Origin of the sequence: Stenotrophomonas sp. SMYL86, assembly GCF_036320025.1 — a bacterium.
Taxonomy (GTDB): domain Bacteria; phylum Pseudomonadota; class Gammaproteobacteria; order Xanthomonadales; family Xanthomonadaceae; genus Stenotrophomonas; species Stenotrophomonas maltophilia_A.
This window is the reverse complement of sequence record NZ_JAWIRU010000003.1, coordinates 200,180-213,984: the sequence shown is the minus strand read 5'-3', so window position 1 is coordinate 213,984 and position 13,805 is coordinate 200,180. Positions and strand designations below refer to the sequence as shown.

Annotated in this window: 12 protein-coding genes and 1 pseudogene; 6 read left to right on the top strand and 7 right to left on the bottom strand. The window is 65.7% G+C overall.

All coding sequences use genetic code 11. The features are described 5' to 3' along the window. Positions 1-13: 13 nt before the first annotated feature. From V3B64_RS05785 to V3B64_RS05765, 5 genes and pseudogenes are all read left to right on the top strand, one after another. On the top strand, positions 14-739 hold the full coding sequence (locus V3B64_RS05785; protein ID WP_032129038.1) for an ABC transporter ATP-binding protein: 726 nt from the start codon (positions 14-16) through the stop codon (positions 737-739). Positions 740-749: 10 nt separating this feature from the next. Further along, positions 750-2,051: an ABC transporter permease gene (locus tag V3B64_RS05780; protein WP_197616699.1), complete on the top strand. Its 1,302-nt coding sequence runs from the start codon at positions 750-752 to the stop codon at positions 2,049-2,051. Positions 2,052-2,072: 21 nt separating this feature from the next. Further along, the gene (locus V3B64_RS05775; protein WP_285301738.1) at positions 2,073-3,287 is read left to right on the top strand and encodes an FtsX-like permease family protein; all 1,215 of its coding nucleotides are present in this window, start codon (positions 2,073-2,075) and stop codon (positions 3,285-3,287) included. A 176-nt stretch (positions 3,288-3,463) separates the two neighbouring features. Next, the gene (locus V3B64_RS05770) at positions 3,464-4,810 is read left to right on the top strand and encodes a sigma-54 dependent transcriptional regulator (RefSeq protein ID WP_032129058.1); all 1,347 of its coding nucleotides are present in this window, start codon (positions 3,464-3,466) and stop codon (positions 4,808-4,810) included. After that, positions 4,735-6,159 (top strand): annotated as a pseudogene (locus V3B64_RS05765) (HAMP domain-containing sensor histidine kinase); the annotation flags it as partial. The gene V3B64_RS05770 and the pseudogene V3B64_RS05765, both read left to right, overlap by 76 nt. A 47-nt stretch (positions 6,160-6,206) precedes the next feature. On the opposite strand, the gene V3B64_RS05760 reads toward V3B64_RS05765, so the two are convergent. Both V3B64_RS05760 and glmU read right to left on the bottom strand, forming a co-directional pair. Beyond that, positions 6,207-6,740, bottom strand: a complete 534-nt coding sequence (locus tag V3B64_RS05760) for a GNAT family N-acetyltransferase (RefSeq protein ID WP_329913798.1) — start codon at positions 6,738-6,740, stop codon at positions 6,207-6,209. Then, positions 6,709-8,076, bottom strand: a complete 1,368-nt coding sequence (gene glmU / locus V3B64_RS05755) for a bifunctional UDP-N-acetylglucosamine diphosphorylase/glucosamine-1-phosphate N-acetyltransferase GlmU (protein WP_329913797.1) — start codon at positions 8,074-8,076, stop codon at positions 6,709-6,711. The genes V3B64_RS05760 and glmU overlap by 32 nt, the downstream gene beginning before the upstream one ends. Positions 8,077-8,159: 83 nt before the next feature. Between glmU and V3B64_RS05750 the strand changes: the two genes are divergently transcribed. Then, on the top strand, positions 8,160-8,543 hold the full coding sequence (locus V3B64_RS05750; protein WP_049460896.1) for a GtrA family protein: 384 nt from the start codon (positions 8,160-8,162) through the stop codon (positions 8,541-8,543). 198 nt (positions 8,544-8,741) lie between these two features. On the opposite strand, the gene V3B64_RS05745 is transcribed toward V3B64_RS05750, so the two are convergent. The 5 genes from V3B64_RS05745 to V3B64_RS05725 all read right to left on the bottom strand — a co-directional run bounded on the left by V3B64_RS05745 (position 8,742) and on the right by V3B64_RS05725 (position 13,803). Beyond that, positions 8,742-9,164 carry a F0F1 ATP synthase subunit epsilon gene (locus V3B64_RS05745; protein WP_005419509.1) on the bottom strand — a complete coding sequence of 141 codons (423 nt, stop codon included), beginning with the start codon at positions 9,162-9,164 and terminating at the stop codon, positions 8,742-8,744. Between the two features lie 113 nt (positions 9,165-9,277). Next, complete coding sequence (gene atpD, locus V3B64_RS05740; protein WP_032129045.1) at positions 9,278-10,684, bottom strand: F0F1 ATP synthase subunit beta; 1,407 nt, start codon at positions 10,682-10,684, stop codon at positions 9,278-9,280. Between the two features lie 38 nt (positions 10,685-10,722). After that, a complete protein-coding gene (gene atpG, locus V3B64_RS05735; RefSeq protein ID WP_032129046.1) occupies positions 10,723-11,586 on the bottom strand; it encodes a F0F1 ATP synthase subunit gamma in 864 nt (287 codons plus the stop codon). Between the two features lie 97 nt (positions 11,587-11,683). Further along, positions 11,684-13,231, bottom strand: coding sequence for a F0F1 ATP synthase subunit alpha (gene atpA, locus V3B64_RS05730; protein ID WP_032129047.1), 1,548 nt, complete (start codon positions 13,229-13,231; stop codon positions 11,684-11,686). A 44-nt stretch (positions 13,232-13,275) separates the two neighbouring features. Then, positions 13,276-13,803: a F0F1 ATP synthase subunit delta gene (locus V3B64_RS05725; protein WP_032129048.1), complete on the bottom strand. Its 528-nt coding sequence runs from the start codon at positions 13,801-13,803 to the stop codon at positions 13,276-13,278. Positions 13,804-13,805: the final 2 nt, after the last annotated feature.

Below are 13,805 nucleotides of genomic sequence, written 5' to 3'. Positions count from 1 at the left end.
GAGAGGACACCCCATGTACATGCTCGAAATGCGTTCGGTCGCCAAGGTCTTCCGCACCGAACAGGTGGAAACCCACGCACTGCGCTCGCTGGAACTGCAGGTCAAGGAAGGCGAGTTCGTCGCCGTCACCGGCCCGTCAGGCTCCGGCAAGACCACCTTCCTCAATATCGCCGGCCTGCTGGAAACCTTCACCAGCGGCACCTACATGCTGGACGGCCAGGACGTGAGCACGCTGGGCGACGACGCCCGCAGCCGCCTGCGCAACCAGAAGATCGGCTTCATCTTCCAGGGCTTCAACCTGATCCCCGACCTGAACCTGTTCGACAACGTCGACGTGCCGCTGCGCTACAGGAAGATGAGCGCCAACGAGCGCCGCGAACGTATCGAGAAGGCGCTGAGCCAGGTCGGCCTCGGCTCGCGCATGAAGCATTATCCGAATGAACTGTCGGGTGGCCAGCAGCAGCGCGCGGCCATCGCGCGTGCGCTTGCCGGCAGCCCGCGCCTGCTGCTGGCCGACGAACCGACCGGCAACCTGGACACACAGATGGCCCGCGGCGTGATGGAACTGCTGGAGGAGATCAACGCTGCCGGCACCACCATCGTGATGGTCACCCACGACCCGGAACTGGCTGCGCGCGCGCAGCGCAACGTGCACATCGTCGATGGCCAGGTGACCGACCTGGTGCGCGAGCCGGTGCTGGCCACCCCGCCGCGCCACATCGTCGCCGTCAACGAGTGAGGGCCCGACCATGTTCGCCTACTACGCCCGATTGGCGGTGCGCAGCTTCCGCCGCAACAAGGTACTGACCGCGCTGATGGTGATCGCTATCGCGCTCGGCATCGGCGCCTCGATGACCACGTTGACCGTGTTCCACGTGCTGTCCGGTGACCCGATTCCCGGCAAGAGTGACCAGCTGTTCTATGTGCAGGTCGAGCCGCGTCCGCGTGGCGGCTATACCCCGGGTGAGGAGCCTGAGGAACAGATGACCCGGCGCGATGCCGAGACCCTGCTGCGCGAGAAGCGCGGCGTCCGCCAGGCGATGATGAGTGCGGGCGGCGGCACGGTGGAACCGGAGCTCAGCACGCTCAAGCCGTTCTCGGTGGATACGCGCTGGACGTCGGCTGATTTCTTCCCGATGTTCGACGTGCCGATGCAGTACGGGCGCGCCTGGAGCAGCAGCGACGATGAGAGCCGCAGCCGCGTGGTGGTGCTGTCGAAAGCGATCAACGACAAACTGTTCCAGGGTGCCGACAGCACGGGTCGCGAGATCCGCCTGAGTGGCCATTCACTGCGGGTGATCGGCGTGATGAAGAAGTGGAACCCCGAACCCCACTTCTTCGATCTGACCACCGGCAACTACGGCAAGGATGAAGACCTGCTGGTGCCGTTCTCGACCGCGATGGACCTGGAGTTCGGCAGCAACGGCAACATGAACTGCTTTGGCGAGAATCCCGATGGCAGCAGCAACTCGATCAGCGCGCCGTGCAGCTGGATCCAGTACTGGGTAGAGCTGGACCCTGCCAAGGTCGAGGACTACCGCAGCTACCTGGTCAACTACTCGGACCAGCAGCGCGCAGCAGGGCGTTTCGAGCGTCCCACCAACGTGCGGCTTCGCCCGGTAATGGAGTGGTTGACGTTCAAGAACGCCGTGCCCAGCGACGTGCGCCTGCAGATGTGGCTGGCACTGGGCTTCCTCGGCGTCTGCCTGGTCAACACGGTGGGCCTGCTGCTGGCCAAGTTCCTGCGCCGCAGCGGCGAAATCGGCGTGCGTCGCGCCCTCGGCGCCAGCCGGGGGCAGATCTTCCTGCAGTGCCTGGTGGAAGCTGGTGCAATCGGCGTTGCCGGCGGTGTGCTCGGCATCGGCCTGGCCCTGCTTGGACTGTACGCGGTACGCCAGCAACCCGTGGACTACGCGGATCTCGCCCACCTGGACGGCAGCATGCTGCTGCTGGCCATCGGCCTGACCCTGTTCGCCAGTCTCGCCGCCGGTTTCCTGCCCGCCTGGCGCGCGATGCAGGTCACCCCGGCCATCCAGCTCAAGTCGCAGTAAGCACGAGTACGAGGACCTCCCATGGATATCCGCCCCATCCTCAGCACCCTGCGCCGGCACAAGACGGCCGCCGCCCTGATCGTGCTGGAAGTCGCCCTGACCTGCGCCATCGTCTGCAACGCCCTGTTCCTGGTCACCCAGCGCGTGGAACGGATCAGCCAGACCAGCGGCCTGGCCGAGAACGAACTGGTGTTCGTCCGGGTCAGCGGCATCGGCAAACAGACCAACGGTCAGTCCCGCACTCTGGAAGACCTGTCTGCCCTGCGTGCGGTGCCCGGCGTGACTGCCGCAGCCAAGGTCAACCAGCTGCCGTTCCGCCCGAACTCCTCCAATACCAGCGTTTCGCTTAAACAGGAGCAGGAGCGTCCGACCGCCTTCGTCACCATGTACATGTTCGGCGAAGGCGGACTGCCCACGCTTGGACTGCAGCTGACCGCCGGCCGTGACTTCCAGTCCAGCGAGTACAGCAACTTCGAGGACGCACAGAAGAACGCCTCGTCCAATACGGCGTCCTCGGTGATCATCAGCCGCACCCTCGCTGACAAGCTGTACCCGGGCGAGAATGCACTGGGCAAGACGTTCTACATGGGCAAGCAGCCGCTGCACGTGGTCGGCATCGTCGCCGCACTGGCAACGCCCACCGACTACAACAACAACACCACGCTGTCGATGGTGCTGCCGGTGCGAACTGATTTCACCCAGGGCCCCTATGTGCTGCGTACCGCCCCGGAACGGCGCGAGGAAGTACTCAAGGGTGCGATCGCCGCGCTTGAACGCAATGACCCCAATCGACTGGTGCGCGAGAAGGAGACCTACGAGGATCAGCGCAAGGACTACTTCAAGAACGACCGCGCGATGGTCGGCCTGCTGATCACCGTCTGCGTCTCGTTGCTGGTGGTCACCGCGCTGGGCATCATCGGCCTGGCCAGCTTCTGGGTGCAGCAGCGCAGCAAGCAGATCGGCATCCGCCGTGCGCTGGGCGCGACCCGCGGGCAGATCCTGCGCTACTTCCAGACCGAGAACTTCCTGCTGGCCACGCTGGGCATCGTGCTGGGCATGCTGGCGGCCTACGCGATCAATCTGGCCTTGATGAATCTGTACGAGCTGCCGCGCATGCCGCTGCTGTACCTGCCGCTGGGTGCACTGCTGCTGTGGGCACTGGGCCAGATCGCCGTGTTCGGCCCGGCCCGCCGGGCTGCGGCTGTCCCGCCGGCGGTCGCCACCCGGGGCACCTGAGGCTCCGCTCCAGACAGGCCGGGCCGTGTCGATGGCCCGGCCTCCGGCCTTCCCCGAGGGCCGCTCCTGCACAGCCACGGGTTTGGCTATGCTTGATGGGTGGCGCCGGGCTCTCCCGGTGCGTGGACACGAACGGCTCCAACGGCGCCGCCCATCCCTTTCTGCAGAACCGCTTGATGCCTGCGATCCTGATCATCGACGACAACGCCAGCGTGGGTACCGCGCTGGACGTGCTGTTCTCCCTGCACGACATCGACACCCTGCAGGCGCAGAGCCCGTCCGAAGGGCTGGCCCTGCTGGAGTCGCAGCCGGTCGACCTGGTGATCCAGGACATGAACTTCAGCGAGGACACCACCTCCGGCGAAGAAGGCGAGGCCCTGTTCGCGCAGATCCGCGCGCGCCATCCCGATCTGCCGGTGATCCTGCTGACGGCCTGGACCCACCTCAGCAGCGCGGTGGATCTGGTCAAGGCCGGTGCGGCCGACTACCTGGCCAAGCCCTGGGACGACCGCAAGCTGATGACCACGGTCAACAACCTGCTGGAACTGTCCGAGGCGCGCCGCGAACTGGACCGGCGCCGCAGCCGTGAACTGCGCCAGCGCAATGCGCTGGAAGAGAAGTACGACCTGTGCGGCGCGGTCTTCGCCGACCCCGCCAGCGAGCGCGTCATCGCTCTTGCCTGCCAGGTCGCACGCTCGGAACTGCCGGTACTGATCACCGGCGCGAACGGTGCCGGCAAGGAGAAGATCGCGCAGATCATCCAGGCCAATTCCCTGGTGGCCAAGGGTCCATTCGTGGCGGTCAACTGTGGCGCGCTGCCTTCGGAACTGATCGAGGCCGAACTGTTCGGTGCCGAGGCCGGTGCGTATACCGGCGCCAACAAGGCGCGCGAAGGCAAGTTCGAGGCCGCCGATGGTGGCACCCTGTTCCTGGATGAGATCGGCAACCTGTCGCTGGGCGGGCAGATGAAGCTGCTGCGTGTGCTGGAAACCGGCCGCTTCGAGCGCCTGGGCTCCAACCGCGAACGCCAGGTCAAGGTCCGCGTGGTCAGCGCGACCAATGCCGACCTGCCGGCGATGATCCGCGACGGCACCTTCCGCGAAGACCTCTATTACCGCCTCAACACGGTGGAACTGGTGCTGCCGCCGCTGGCCGATCGCCCGGGCGACATCGTGCCGCTGGCCGAGCGCTTCCTGACCGCTGGCAAGCCCCTGTCCAGCGCCGCCACCGCCGCCCTGCAGCGGCACCCGTGGCCAGGCAACGTGCGCGAACTGCGCAACGTGATCCAGCGCGCCGAACTGCTGGCTACCGGCAACCGTATTGAAGTGGCCGATCTCAACCTGCCGCGCGCAGCCGCCGCACCGCGCCCGGCCCCCAGTGCGGGCAATGACCCCGACCGCGCGCGCATCGAGGAGGTACTGGCGCGCAACCATGGCGTCATCGCCCAGGCCGCCGCCGAACTCGGCCTGAGCCGCCAGGCGCTGTACCGGCGCATGGACCGCCACGGTATCCCGCGCGAATGAAACGGCGCTCGTTCACTTTCCGCCTGTTCCTGCGCCTGCTGCCGGTGCTGGCGCTGGCCGCCGCGTTGCCGTGGCTGCTGGCCTACTGGATGGACCATGGCTGGGTGGTGACCACGGTGTCGGCGTTGATCCTGCTGTCGCTGATGTGGTGGACCCTGCGTCGCGCTACCGCCCCGGTGCGGTCACTGATGCGGGCCCTGGCGGGCACCACCAGCAGCTATCGCGACGGCGAATACAACTTCGGCGTGCACTGGCCCGGCAATGACGAGCTCGGCGACCTGGTGCAGGCACACCGCGAACTGGGCGATGTGCTGCGTGCACAGCGGCAGGGCCTGGTGCAACGCGAACTTCTGCTGGACACGATGGTGCAGAACACGCCGGTGGCGATGCTGCTGATCGCCTCGGGCGGTGATGGCATCGCCCGCGTGGTGTTCTCCAATCTGGCTGCGCGCAAGCTGCTGCATGGCGGCTGGAAGCTGGAAGGCCAGCGCCTGGAGGACGTGCTGGAACAGGTGCCGGTGGAGCTGCGCGATGCCATCGCCCGCGGTGGCGACAGCCTGTTCGCGGTGCATGCCGAGGGAGAGGATGGCGACGAGGACGACGAGCAGGTCTACCACCTGTCGCGGCGCGCCTTCCAGCTCAACGGCCGACCGCATGACCTGCTGCTGGTGCGTCTGCTGACCGCCGAGCTGCGGCGCCAGGAAGTGCAGACCTGGAAGAAGGTGATCCGGGTGATCAGCCACGAGCTCAACAACTCGCTGGCGCCGATCGCATCGCTCGCCCATTCCGGCGGTGTGCTGGTGCAGCGTGAGCGCTTTGACCGGCTGCCGGAGATCTTCACCACCATCGAGGATCGCGCACGCCACCTGGAAGGCTTCATCCGCGGCTATGCGCGCTTTGCCAAGCTGCCGCAACCGCAGTTGCAGACCGTGCACTGGGCCCCCTTCCTGTCCAGCCTGCGCCAGCAGATCCCATTCGGCATGGAACGTGAGCCGGACGAGGAACTGAGCAGCCGCATCGACATCGCCCAGTTCGGGCAGGCACTGCTGAACCTGTTGAAGAACGCGCACGAAGCCTGCGCCGAAGCAGAACCGCCCAACGACGACGTACAGGTGCAACTCACGCGGCTGCCGCAGTGGCTGCGCCTGGACGTACTGGATCGCGGCAAGGGCATGAACGAGCAGGTGCTGCAGAATGCGCTGATGCCGTTCTATTCGACCAAGCGCAATGGCACCGGGCTGGGCTTGGCCTTGACCCGCGAGATCGTGGAAGCGCATGGCGGCCGGGTATCACTGCAGAATCGCGGCGATGGCGGGTTGTGCGTGTCGATCCTGTTGCCGGTGGGTTGAGCGGGTAGGTCCACGCCATGCGCGGATGTGCCGACCAAGGTCGGCACCTACCAAACCTGCCGCATCGCCACCCGCAGGTGCATCGGGAACCCGAGCGCAGCCTCTTCGGCCATCACCGCGCGCAGGCCATCGTTCCACTGCGCCTCGGGCACTACGTTGAATCCTTCGCTGGCATAGAAGGCCGCATTCCACGGCACATCGGACAGCGTGGTCAGCACCGCGGCCGCGTAGCCTCCCGCCCTCGCCTGCGCCAAGGCATGGCGCAGCAAAGCGCGGCCGTGGCCACGCCGCGCGTGTGCGGGATCCACGTCCATCTGCAGCACATGGAATTCACCGCAGAGTTCACCGGCCAGCAGGTAACCCGCGATACCACCGTCAGCCGCATCCACCACCCACAACTGGCCACGTTGAAGGCCATCCTGCAGCGTCGGCAGGTCCAGACCATGCCCGGCAAACACCGGGTAGGCCTGGTGACCCTTCAGCAGTTCACCGGCACGTTGTTCAATTGCCGGCAGCATGCCGAGTTCGTCGGCATGCGGGATGCGTGGCTCAGGACTTCTTGAGCGGGCGCTTCCAGCCATCGATGGTTTCCTGTCGTGCACGTGCAAGTGTCAGCTTGCCATCCGGGGCGTCGCGGGTGATGACCGAACCGGCGGCAATCGTCGCGCTGTCGCCAATGGTCACCGGTGCTACCAGCGAACTGTTGGAACCGATGAAGGCGTTGTCGCCGATGGTGGTGGTCGACTTGTTCACGCCGTCGTAGTTGCAGGTGATGGTGCCGGCACCGATGTTTACCCTGCTGCCGATCACCGCATCGCCCAGGTAGGTCAGATGGTTGGCCTTGCTGCCAACACCGAGGGTGACCTTCTTGGTCTCGACGAAGTTGCCGACGTGCACGCCATCGGCCAGCACGGTACCCGGGCGCAGGCGCGCGAACGGACCGACCAGTGCTGCGCCTTCGGTGACCACGCCTTCCAGATCACAGTGCGCACGTACTTCGGTGCCCGGGCCAAGATTGACGTCCTTCAGCCGGTTGAACGGCCCCACGGTGACGCCGTCGCCGAGCACGATGTGGCCTTCCAGAACGACATCGACATCGATCAGCACGTCACTGCCCACGGTGACGGTGCCACGGATATCCAGTCGTGCCGGGTCACGCACGCGCGCGCCCTGCGCGCACAGGGCCCGTACCGCGCGGCGCTGCCAGGCACGCTCCAGCTGCGAAAGCTGCCAGGGATCGTTTGCCCCTTCGGCTTCCTGCGCGTCGGCCACCAGTGCCATTTCGGCCGGGGTGTACTCGTGCGCGGCAAAGGCGAACACGTCGGTCAGGTAGTACTCGCCCTGCGCGTTGCTGTTGGACAACTGCGACAGCCAGCGCCGCAGCGCGGTCGACTCGGCGGCAATGATGCCGGTATTGATCGTGCGCACACGCAGCTGGTCGTCGGTAGCGTCCTTCTGCTCGACAATGGATCCCACCTTGCCTTCGGCATCGCGCAGCACGCGGCCATAACCGGTCGGGTCATCGACATCGGCGACCAGCACCGCCAGGCGACCCGGCTGCGCCAGCAGGTCGCGCAGGGTCTGCGCGCGGATCAGTGGCACGTCGCCGTACAGCACCAGCACCTGCGCGGCGTCAGGCACCTGCGGCATCGCCTGGGCCACCGCATGGCCGGTGCCCAGCTGCCGTGCCTGTTCAGCCCATTGCAGGTCGGGCTGGTCGGCGAAGTACTGGCGCACCGCTTCACCACCATGGCCGTAGACCACGTGGATCGCCGCCGGTTCCAGTTCGCGGGCGGCCGCGATCACGTGTGCCAGCATCGGCTGGCCGGCGATCGGCTGCAGCACCTTCGGCAGCACCGACTTCATGCGCTTGCCCGCGCCAGCGGCGAGGATGATGACGTGCAGGGGTTGGGTCATGGAAACGGCAGTCCGTGGTTCGTTGCCGATGATTCTAGAGCGTGGGCCGTTAACATGTGCATCCCACCTCCTTCACCGCACTGATGGGCCTCGTCCGCCAGGGAAGCACCTATCTCATCATCGGGCTCGTGCAGCTGCTGCTCGACTGGCTGGTGTTCGTCACCGCGACCGCGCTGGGCCTGCCGGTGGTGCCTGCCAACATTGCCGGTCGCCTGGCCGGGATGCTGCTGGGCTTCTGGCTCAACGGCCGTTACACCTTTGCCAACGCAGGTGATGCGCGCCTTGGCTGGCGTCGATTTTCACGCTTCTTCGGGCTGTGGCTGCTGCTGACCGCGACAAGCACGTTGCTGGTGAGCCTGGTCGACCACGCGCTGGGCCTGCAGTACACCTGGCTGGCCAAGCCGCTGGTGGAAGGCGGGCTGGCGTGCGTTTCCTTCCTGCTGATGCGCTGCGTGGTCTACCGCTGATACGGCGCTGGGATCGGGATCGGGATCGGGATCGGTAGAGTCGACTGTTGGTCGACTGCTCTTCCATCAGACTGCGGAAATCCCGCGCTGCGCGCGATAGTCGACTGACAGTCGACTCTGCCCAGCCGACACTCTACCTCGCACAAACAAAAACGCCGGCACAGGGCCGGCGTTCTCGTGGATGCAGCGCGAGAAACCTCAGTGCTTGAGGTTCTTGCGCAGGCGCTCCAGGGCCTGCAGCTGGACGACGGCTTCGGCCAGCTTCTGCTGGGCTTCAGCCACTTCCATCGCCTCGCCGCGGTTGGCCAGGATGCGCTCGGCTTCTTCCTTGGCCTTGCGGACCGAGGCTTCGTCGATGTCCTGCGCGCGGATCGCGGTGTCAGCCAGCACGGTCACCACCTGCGGCTGCACTTCCAGGATGCCGCCGGAAATGGCGAAATCCAGCTGCTCGCCGTTCGGCGTGGTCACCACCACCTTGCCCGGCTTCAGGCGGGTGATCAGCGGCGCGTGCTTGGGCGCGATGCCCAGTTCGCCCAGCTCACCGGTGGCCACGACCAGGGTCGCTTCGCCACGGAAGATTTCCTGCTCGGCGCTGACGATGTCGCAACGGATCGTGCTCATGCAAATCTCTTCGCTGTTCGCGGCGGCGCAATGCCACCGTGGGAGTCCACCGGCGCGGGCGGTTGCCCGGCGCCGGCGTCAGGTCGGGCAGGATCGCTCCCGCCCGTCCCGGATCAGGCCTTCTCGGCCATCTTCTTGGCCTTCTCGACCGCTTCTTCGATGCCGCCGACCATGTAGAACGCCTGCTCCGGCAGGTGGTCGTACTCGCCATCGACGATGGCCTTGAAGCCACGGATGGTGTCCTTCAGCGGCACGTACTTGCCCGGCGAACCGGTGAACACTTCGGCCACGTGGAACGGCTGGCTGAAGAAGCGCTCGATCTTACGGGCGCGCGACACGGCCTGCTTGTCCTCTTCGGACAGCTCGTCCATGCCCAGGATCGCGATGATGTCCTTCAGCTCCTTGTACTTCTGCAGGGTCTGCTGGACGCGCTGGGCGGTGTCGTAGTGCTCGTGGCCGATGACCAGCGGGTCCATCTGGCGGCTGGTGGAATCCAGCGGATCGACGGCCGGGTAGATACCCAGCGAGGCGATCGAACGCGACAGGGTGACGGTCGAGTCCAGGTGGGCGAAGGTGGTCGCCGGCGACGGGTCGGTCAGGTCGTCCGCGGGAACGTAGACGGCCTGGATCGAGGTGATCGAACCGTTCTTGGTCGAGGTGATGCGCTCCTGCAGGACGCCCATTTCCTCGGCCAGGGTCGGCTGGTAACCCACGGCGGACGGCATGCGGCCCAGCAGTGCCGACACTTCGGTACCGGCCAGGGTGTAGCGGTAGATGTTGTCGACGAACAGCAGGACGTCCTTACCCTTGCCGTTTTCGTCCTTCTCGTCGCGGAAGTACTCGGCCATGGTCAGGCCGGTCAGGGCGACGCGCAGACGGTTGCCCGGCGGCTCGTTCATCTGGCCGTACACCATCGCCACCTTGTCGAGGACGTTGGAGTCCTTCATTTCGTGGTAGAAGTCGTTGCCCTCACGGGTACGCTCACCCACGCCGGCGAACACGGACAGACCGCTGTGCGCCTTGGCGATGTTGTTGATCAGCTCCATCATGTTGACGGTCTTGCCGACGCCGGCGCCGCCGAACAGGCCGACCTTGCCGCCCTTGGCGAACGGGCACATCAGGTCGATGACCTTGATGCCGGTTTCCAGCAGCTCGGTAGCCGGGGACTGGTCTTCGTACGACGGGGCCGCACGGTGGATTTCCCAGCTGTCGCTGGCGGCCACCGGGCCGGCTTCGTCGATCGGACGGCCGAGCACGTCCATGATGCGGCCCAGGGTGCCAGCGCCGACCGGCACCGAGATGCCGCGGTCGGTGTTGGTGGCAACCAGGTTGCGCTTCAGGCCGTCGGTGGAACCGAGGGCGATGGTACGCACCACGCCGTCGCCCAGCTGCTGCTGGACTTCGAGGGTGATTTCGGTGTTGTCGACCTTCAGTGCGTCGTACACCTTCGGCACCGACTCACGCGGGAATTCGACGTCGACGACCGCGCCGATGATCTGAACGATCTTGCCCTGACTCATTGCTGCATCCTCTAAATGTGTGCTTTGAACGAACGCGGTCAGACTGCTGCCGCGCCGCCGACGATTTCGGAGATTTCCTGGGTGATCGCTGCCTGGCGTGCCTTGTTGTAGACCAGCTGCAGCTCACCGATCAGCTTGTTGGCGTTGTCGCTCGCCGCCTTCATCGCGACCATGCGTGCGGCATGTTCGGAGGCAACGTTTTCCAGCAGCGCCTGGTACACCAGCGACTCGATGTAACGCGTCATCACGTGCTCCAGCACGGTCGCGGCATCGGGTTCGTACAGGTAATCCCAGTCGTGGTGAGCGACCTGCTTCTCAGCCGGCGGCAGCGGCAGCAGCTGATCGAAGCTGGCCTTCTGCGTCATGGTGTTCACGAAGCGGTTGTAGACCAGGTACACGCGGTCGACCTTGCCTTCGGTGAAGGCGTCGAGCATGACCTTGATCACACCGATCAGCGATTCCAGCTTCGGCACGTCGCCGATGTGGGTCACGCTGCCGACCATGTTGACCTTTACGCGGCGGAAGAAGGTCGATGCCTTCTGGCCGATGGTCACCAGGTCCACTTCCGCGCCCTTGTCCTGCCATGCCTTGGCTTCGCCCAGCATCCTGCGGAACAGGTTGTTGTTCAGGCCGCCGGCCAGGCCGCGATCGGAGGAGATCACGATGAAGCCGACCCGCTTGACCTGCTCGCGCTCGACCAGGAACGGATGCTGGTAGTCGGTGCTGGCCTGGGCCAGGTGACCGATCACCTGCTTCATCGCCTGCGCGTACGGACGCGAGGTCTTCATCCGATCCTGCGCCTTGCGGATCTTGGAGGCCGAGACCATTTCCAGGGCGCGCGTCACCTTGCGGGTGTTCTGCACGCTCTTGATCTTGGTTTTGATTTCGCGTCCGCTTGCCATCTCTTGTTTCCCGTGGCGCGGGGCTGCTGCCCCGCGTTGTTCAACCGTTTGTCATCTGGTCCAGCGGAGCCAGAGGCTCCGCTCTACAGGACCGCGATTACCAGCTGCCGGTGGTCTTGAACTCGGCGATGCCCTTCTTGAAGGCACCTTCGATGTCGTTGTCCCAACCGCCGGTGGCGTTGACCTTGCTGACCAGTTCGCCCTGGGTGTTGGCGAAGTGGGCGTGCAGGCCTTCTTCGAACGCCAGCAGCTTGTTGACCGGCACGTCGTCGAGGTAACCCTCGTTGACGGCGTAGATCGACAGCGCCTGGTTGGCGATCGACATCGGCGCGTACTGCTTCTGCTTCATCAGCTCGGTGACGCGCTGGCCACGCTCCAGCTGCTTGCGGGTCGCTTCGTCCAGGTCCGAGGCGAACTGCGCGAACGCAGCCAGCTCACGGTACTGGGCCAGCGAGATACGGATGCCGCCCGACAGCTTCTTGATGATCTTGGTCTGGGCCGAGCCACCGACGCGCGACACCGAGATACCGGCGTTCACGGCCGGGCGGATGCCGGCGTTGAACAGGTCGGTTTCCAGGAAGATCTGGCCGTCGGTGATCGAGATCACGTTGGTCGGAACGAAGGCGGACACGTCGCCGGCCTGGGTTTCGATGATCGGCAGCGCGGTCAGCGAACCGGTCTTGCCGGTGACCTTGCCTTCGGTGAACTTCTCGACGTATTCCTCGGACACGCGGGCAGCGCGCTCGAGCAGACGGGAGTGCAGGTAGAACACGTCACCCGGGTAGGCTTCACGGCCCGGCGGGCGCTTCAGCAGCAGCGAGATCTGGCGGTAGGCGACGGCCTGCTTGGACAGATCGTCGTACACGATCAGCGCGTCTTCGCCGCGGTCCATGAAGTACTCACCCATGGTGCAGCCCGAGTAGGCGCTGATGTACTGCATGGCAGCCGATTCGGAAGCAGTCGCGGCCACCACGATGGTGTGGGCCAGCGCGCCGTTCTCTTCCAGCTTGCGCACGATGTTGGCGATGGTCGAAGCCTTCTGGCCGATCGCAACGTACACGCACTTGATGCCGGTGCCCTTCTGGTTGATCACCGCATCGATCGCCATCGCGGTCTTGCCGGTCTGGCGGTCACCGATGATCAGCTCGCGCTGGCCACGGCCGATCGGGATCATCGAGTCGACCGACTTGTAACCGGTCTGCACCGGCTGGTCGACCGACTTGCGCCAGATCACGCCCGGAGCAACGCGCTCCACCGGAGCGGTCAGGTCGGTGCCCAGCGGGCCCTTGCCGTCGATCGGCTCGCCCAGCGCGTTCACGACGCGGCCCAGCAGTTCCGGACCGACCGGCACTTCGAGGATGCGGCCGGTGGTCTTGGCGACGTCGCCCTCGCGCAGGTTTTCGTAGTCACCCAGGACCACGGCGCCGACCGAGTCGCGCTCCAGGTTCAGGGCCAGGGCGAAGGTGTTGTTCGGCAGTTCGATCATTTCGCCCTGCATCACGTCGGCCAGACCGAAGATGCGCACGATGCCGTCGGACACGCTGGTCACGGTGCCTTCGTTGCGCGATTCCGCGGCCAGCTTGACCTTCTCGATGCGGTTCTTGATCAGTTCGCTGATTTCGGAGGGGTTGAGCGTGGTTGCCATCGTCAAGTCCTAGTGCCGGCAGCGGGGCCGGACGTTAAATGAATTCAGTTAGCGAGCGCGGTCTGCAGACGGGCCAGCTTGCCCTTCAGCGAACCATCGATGACCACGTCGCCGGCGTCGATCACGGCGCCGCCGATCAGCGAAGCATCGACCGCGGTGGTCACGTCGACCTCGCGGTTGAAGCGCTTGCGCAGCGCAACCTTGATCGCGTCCAGCTCTCCGGCCGACAGCTCGGAAGCCGAGGTCACCGTGGCCTTGACCACGTGCTCGGCTTCGGCGCGCAGGGCGTCGAACATGCCGGAGATTTCCGGCAGCAGCGGCAGACGATGCGATTCGGCCAGGATGGCCAGGAAGCGCGAGTAGGTCTCGCCGTGGGACACCGGCGCCAGCAGGGCGACGGCGTCGTCACGACCCAGCTCCGGGTTGGCGAGCAGGGCCGCCACGCGCGGATCGGCGGCGACGTGGGCGGAGAACGCCAGGGCGTCCGACCACGGCGCGAACGCGCCTTCGTCGCGCGCGGTCGCGAACGCGGCGCGGGCGTACGGGCGGGCAAGCGTGAGGGCCTGGCTCATCC

Bases quoted from the DNA above. Each gene is read 5' to 3' on its own strand.
- V3B64_RS05785 (WP_032129038.1), top strand. From the start codon at position 14: ATGTACATGCTCGAAATGCGTTCGGTCGCCAAGGTCTTCCGCACCGAA.
- V3B64_RS05780 (WP_197616699.1), top strand. From the start codon at position 750: ATGTTCGCCTACTACGCCCGATTGGCGGTGCGCAGCTTCCGCCGCAAC.
- V3B64_RS05775 (WP_285301738.1), top strand. From the start codon at position 2,073: ATGGATATCCGCCCCATCCTCAGCACCCTGCGCCGGCACAAGACGGCC.
- V3B64_RS05770 (WP_032129058.1), top strand. From the start codon at position 3,464: ATGCCTGCGATCCTGATCATCGACGACAACGCCAGCGTGGGTACCGCG.
- V3B64_RS05760 (WP_329913798.1), bottom strand. From the start codon at position 6,740: ATGGCTGGAAGCGCCCGCTCAAGAAGTCCTGAGCCACGCATCCCGCAT.
- glmU (WP_329913797.1), bottom strand. From the start codon at position 8,076: ATGACCCAACCCCTGCACGTCATCATCCTCGCCGCTGGCGCGGGCAAG.
- V3B64_RS05750 (WP_049460896.1), top strand. From the start codon at position 8,160: ATGGGCCTCGTCCGCCAGGGAAGCACCTATCTCATCATCGGGCTCGTG.
- V3B64_RS05745 (WP_005419509.1), bottom strand. From the start codon at position 9,164: ATGAGCACGATCCGTTGCGACATCGTCAGCGCCGAGCAGGAAATCTTC.
- atpD (WP_032129045.1), bottom strand. From the start codon at position 10,684: ATGAGTCAGGGCAAGATCGTTCAGATCATCGGCGCGGTCGTCGACGTC.
- atpG (WP_032129046.1), bottom strand. From the start codon at position 11,586: ATGGCAAGCGGACGCGAAATCAAAACCAAGATCAAGAGCGTGCAGAAC.
- atpA (WP_032129047.1), bottom strand. From the start codon at position 13,231: ATGGCAACCACGCTCAACCCCTCCGAAATCAGCGAACTGATCAAGAAC.
- V3B64_RS05725 (WP_032129048.1), bottom strand. From the start codon at position 13,803: ATGAGCCAGGCCCTCACGCTTGCCCGCCCGTACGCCCGCGCCGCGTTC.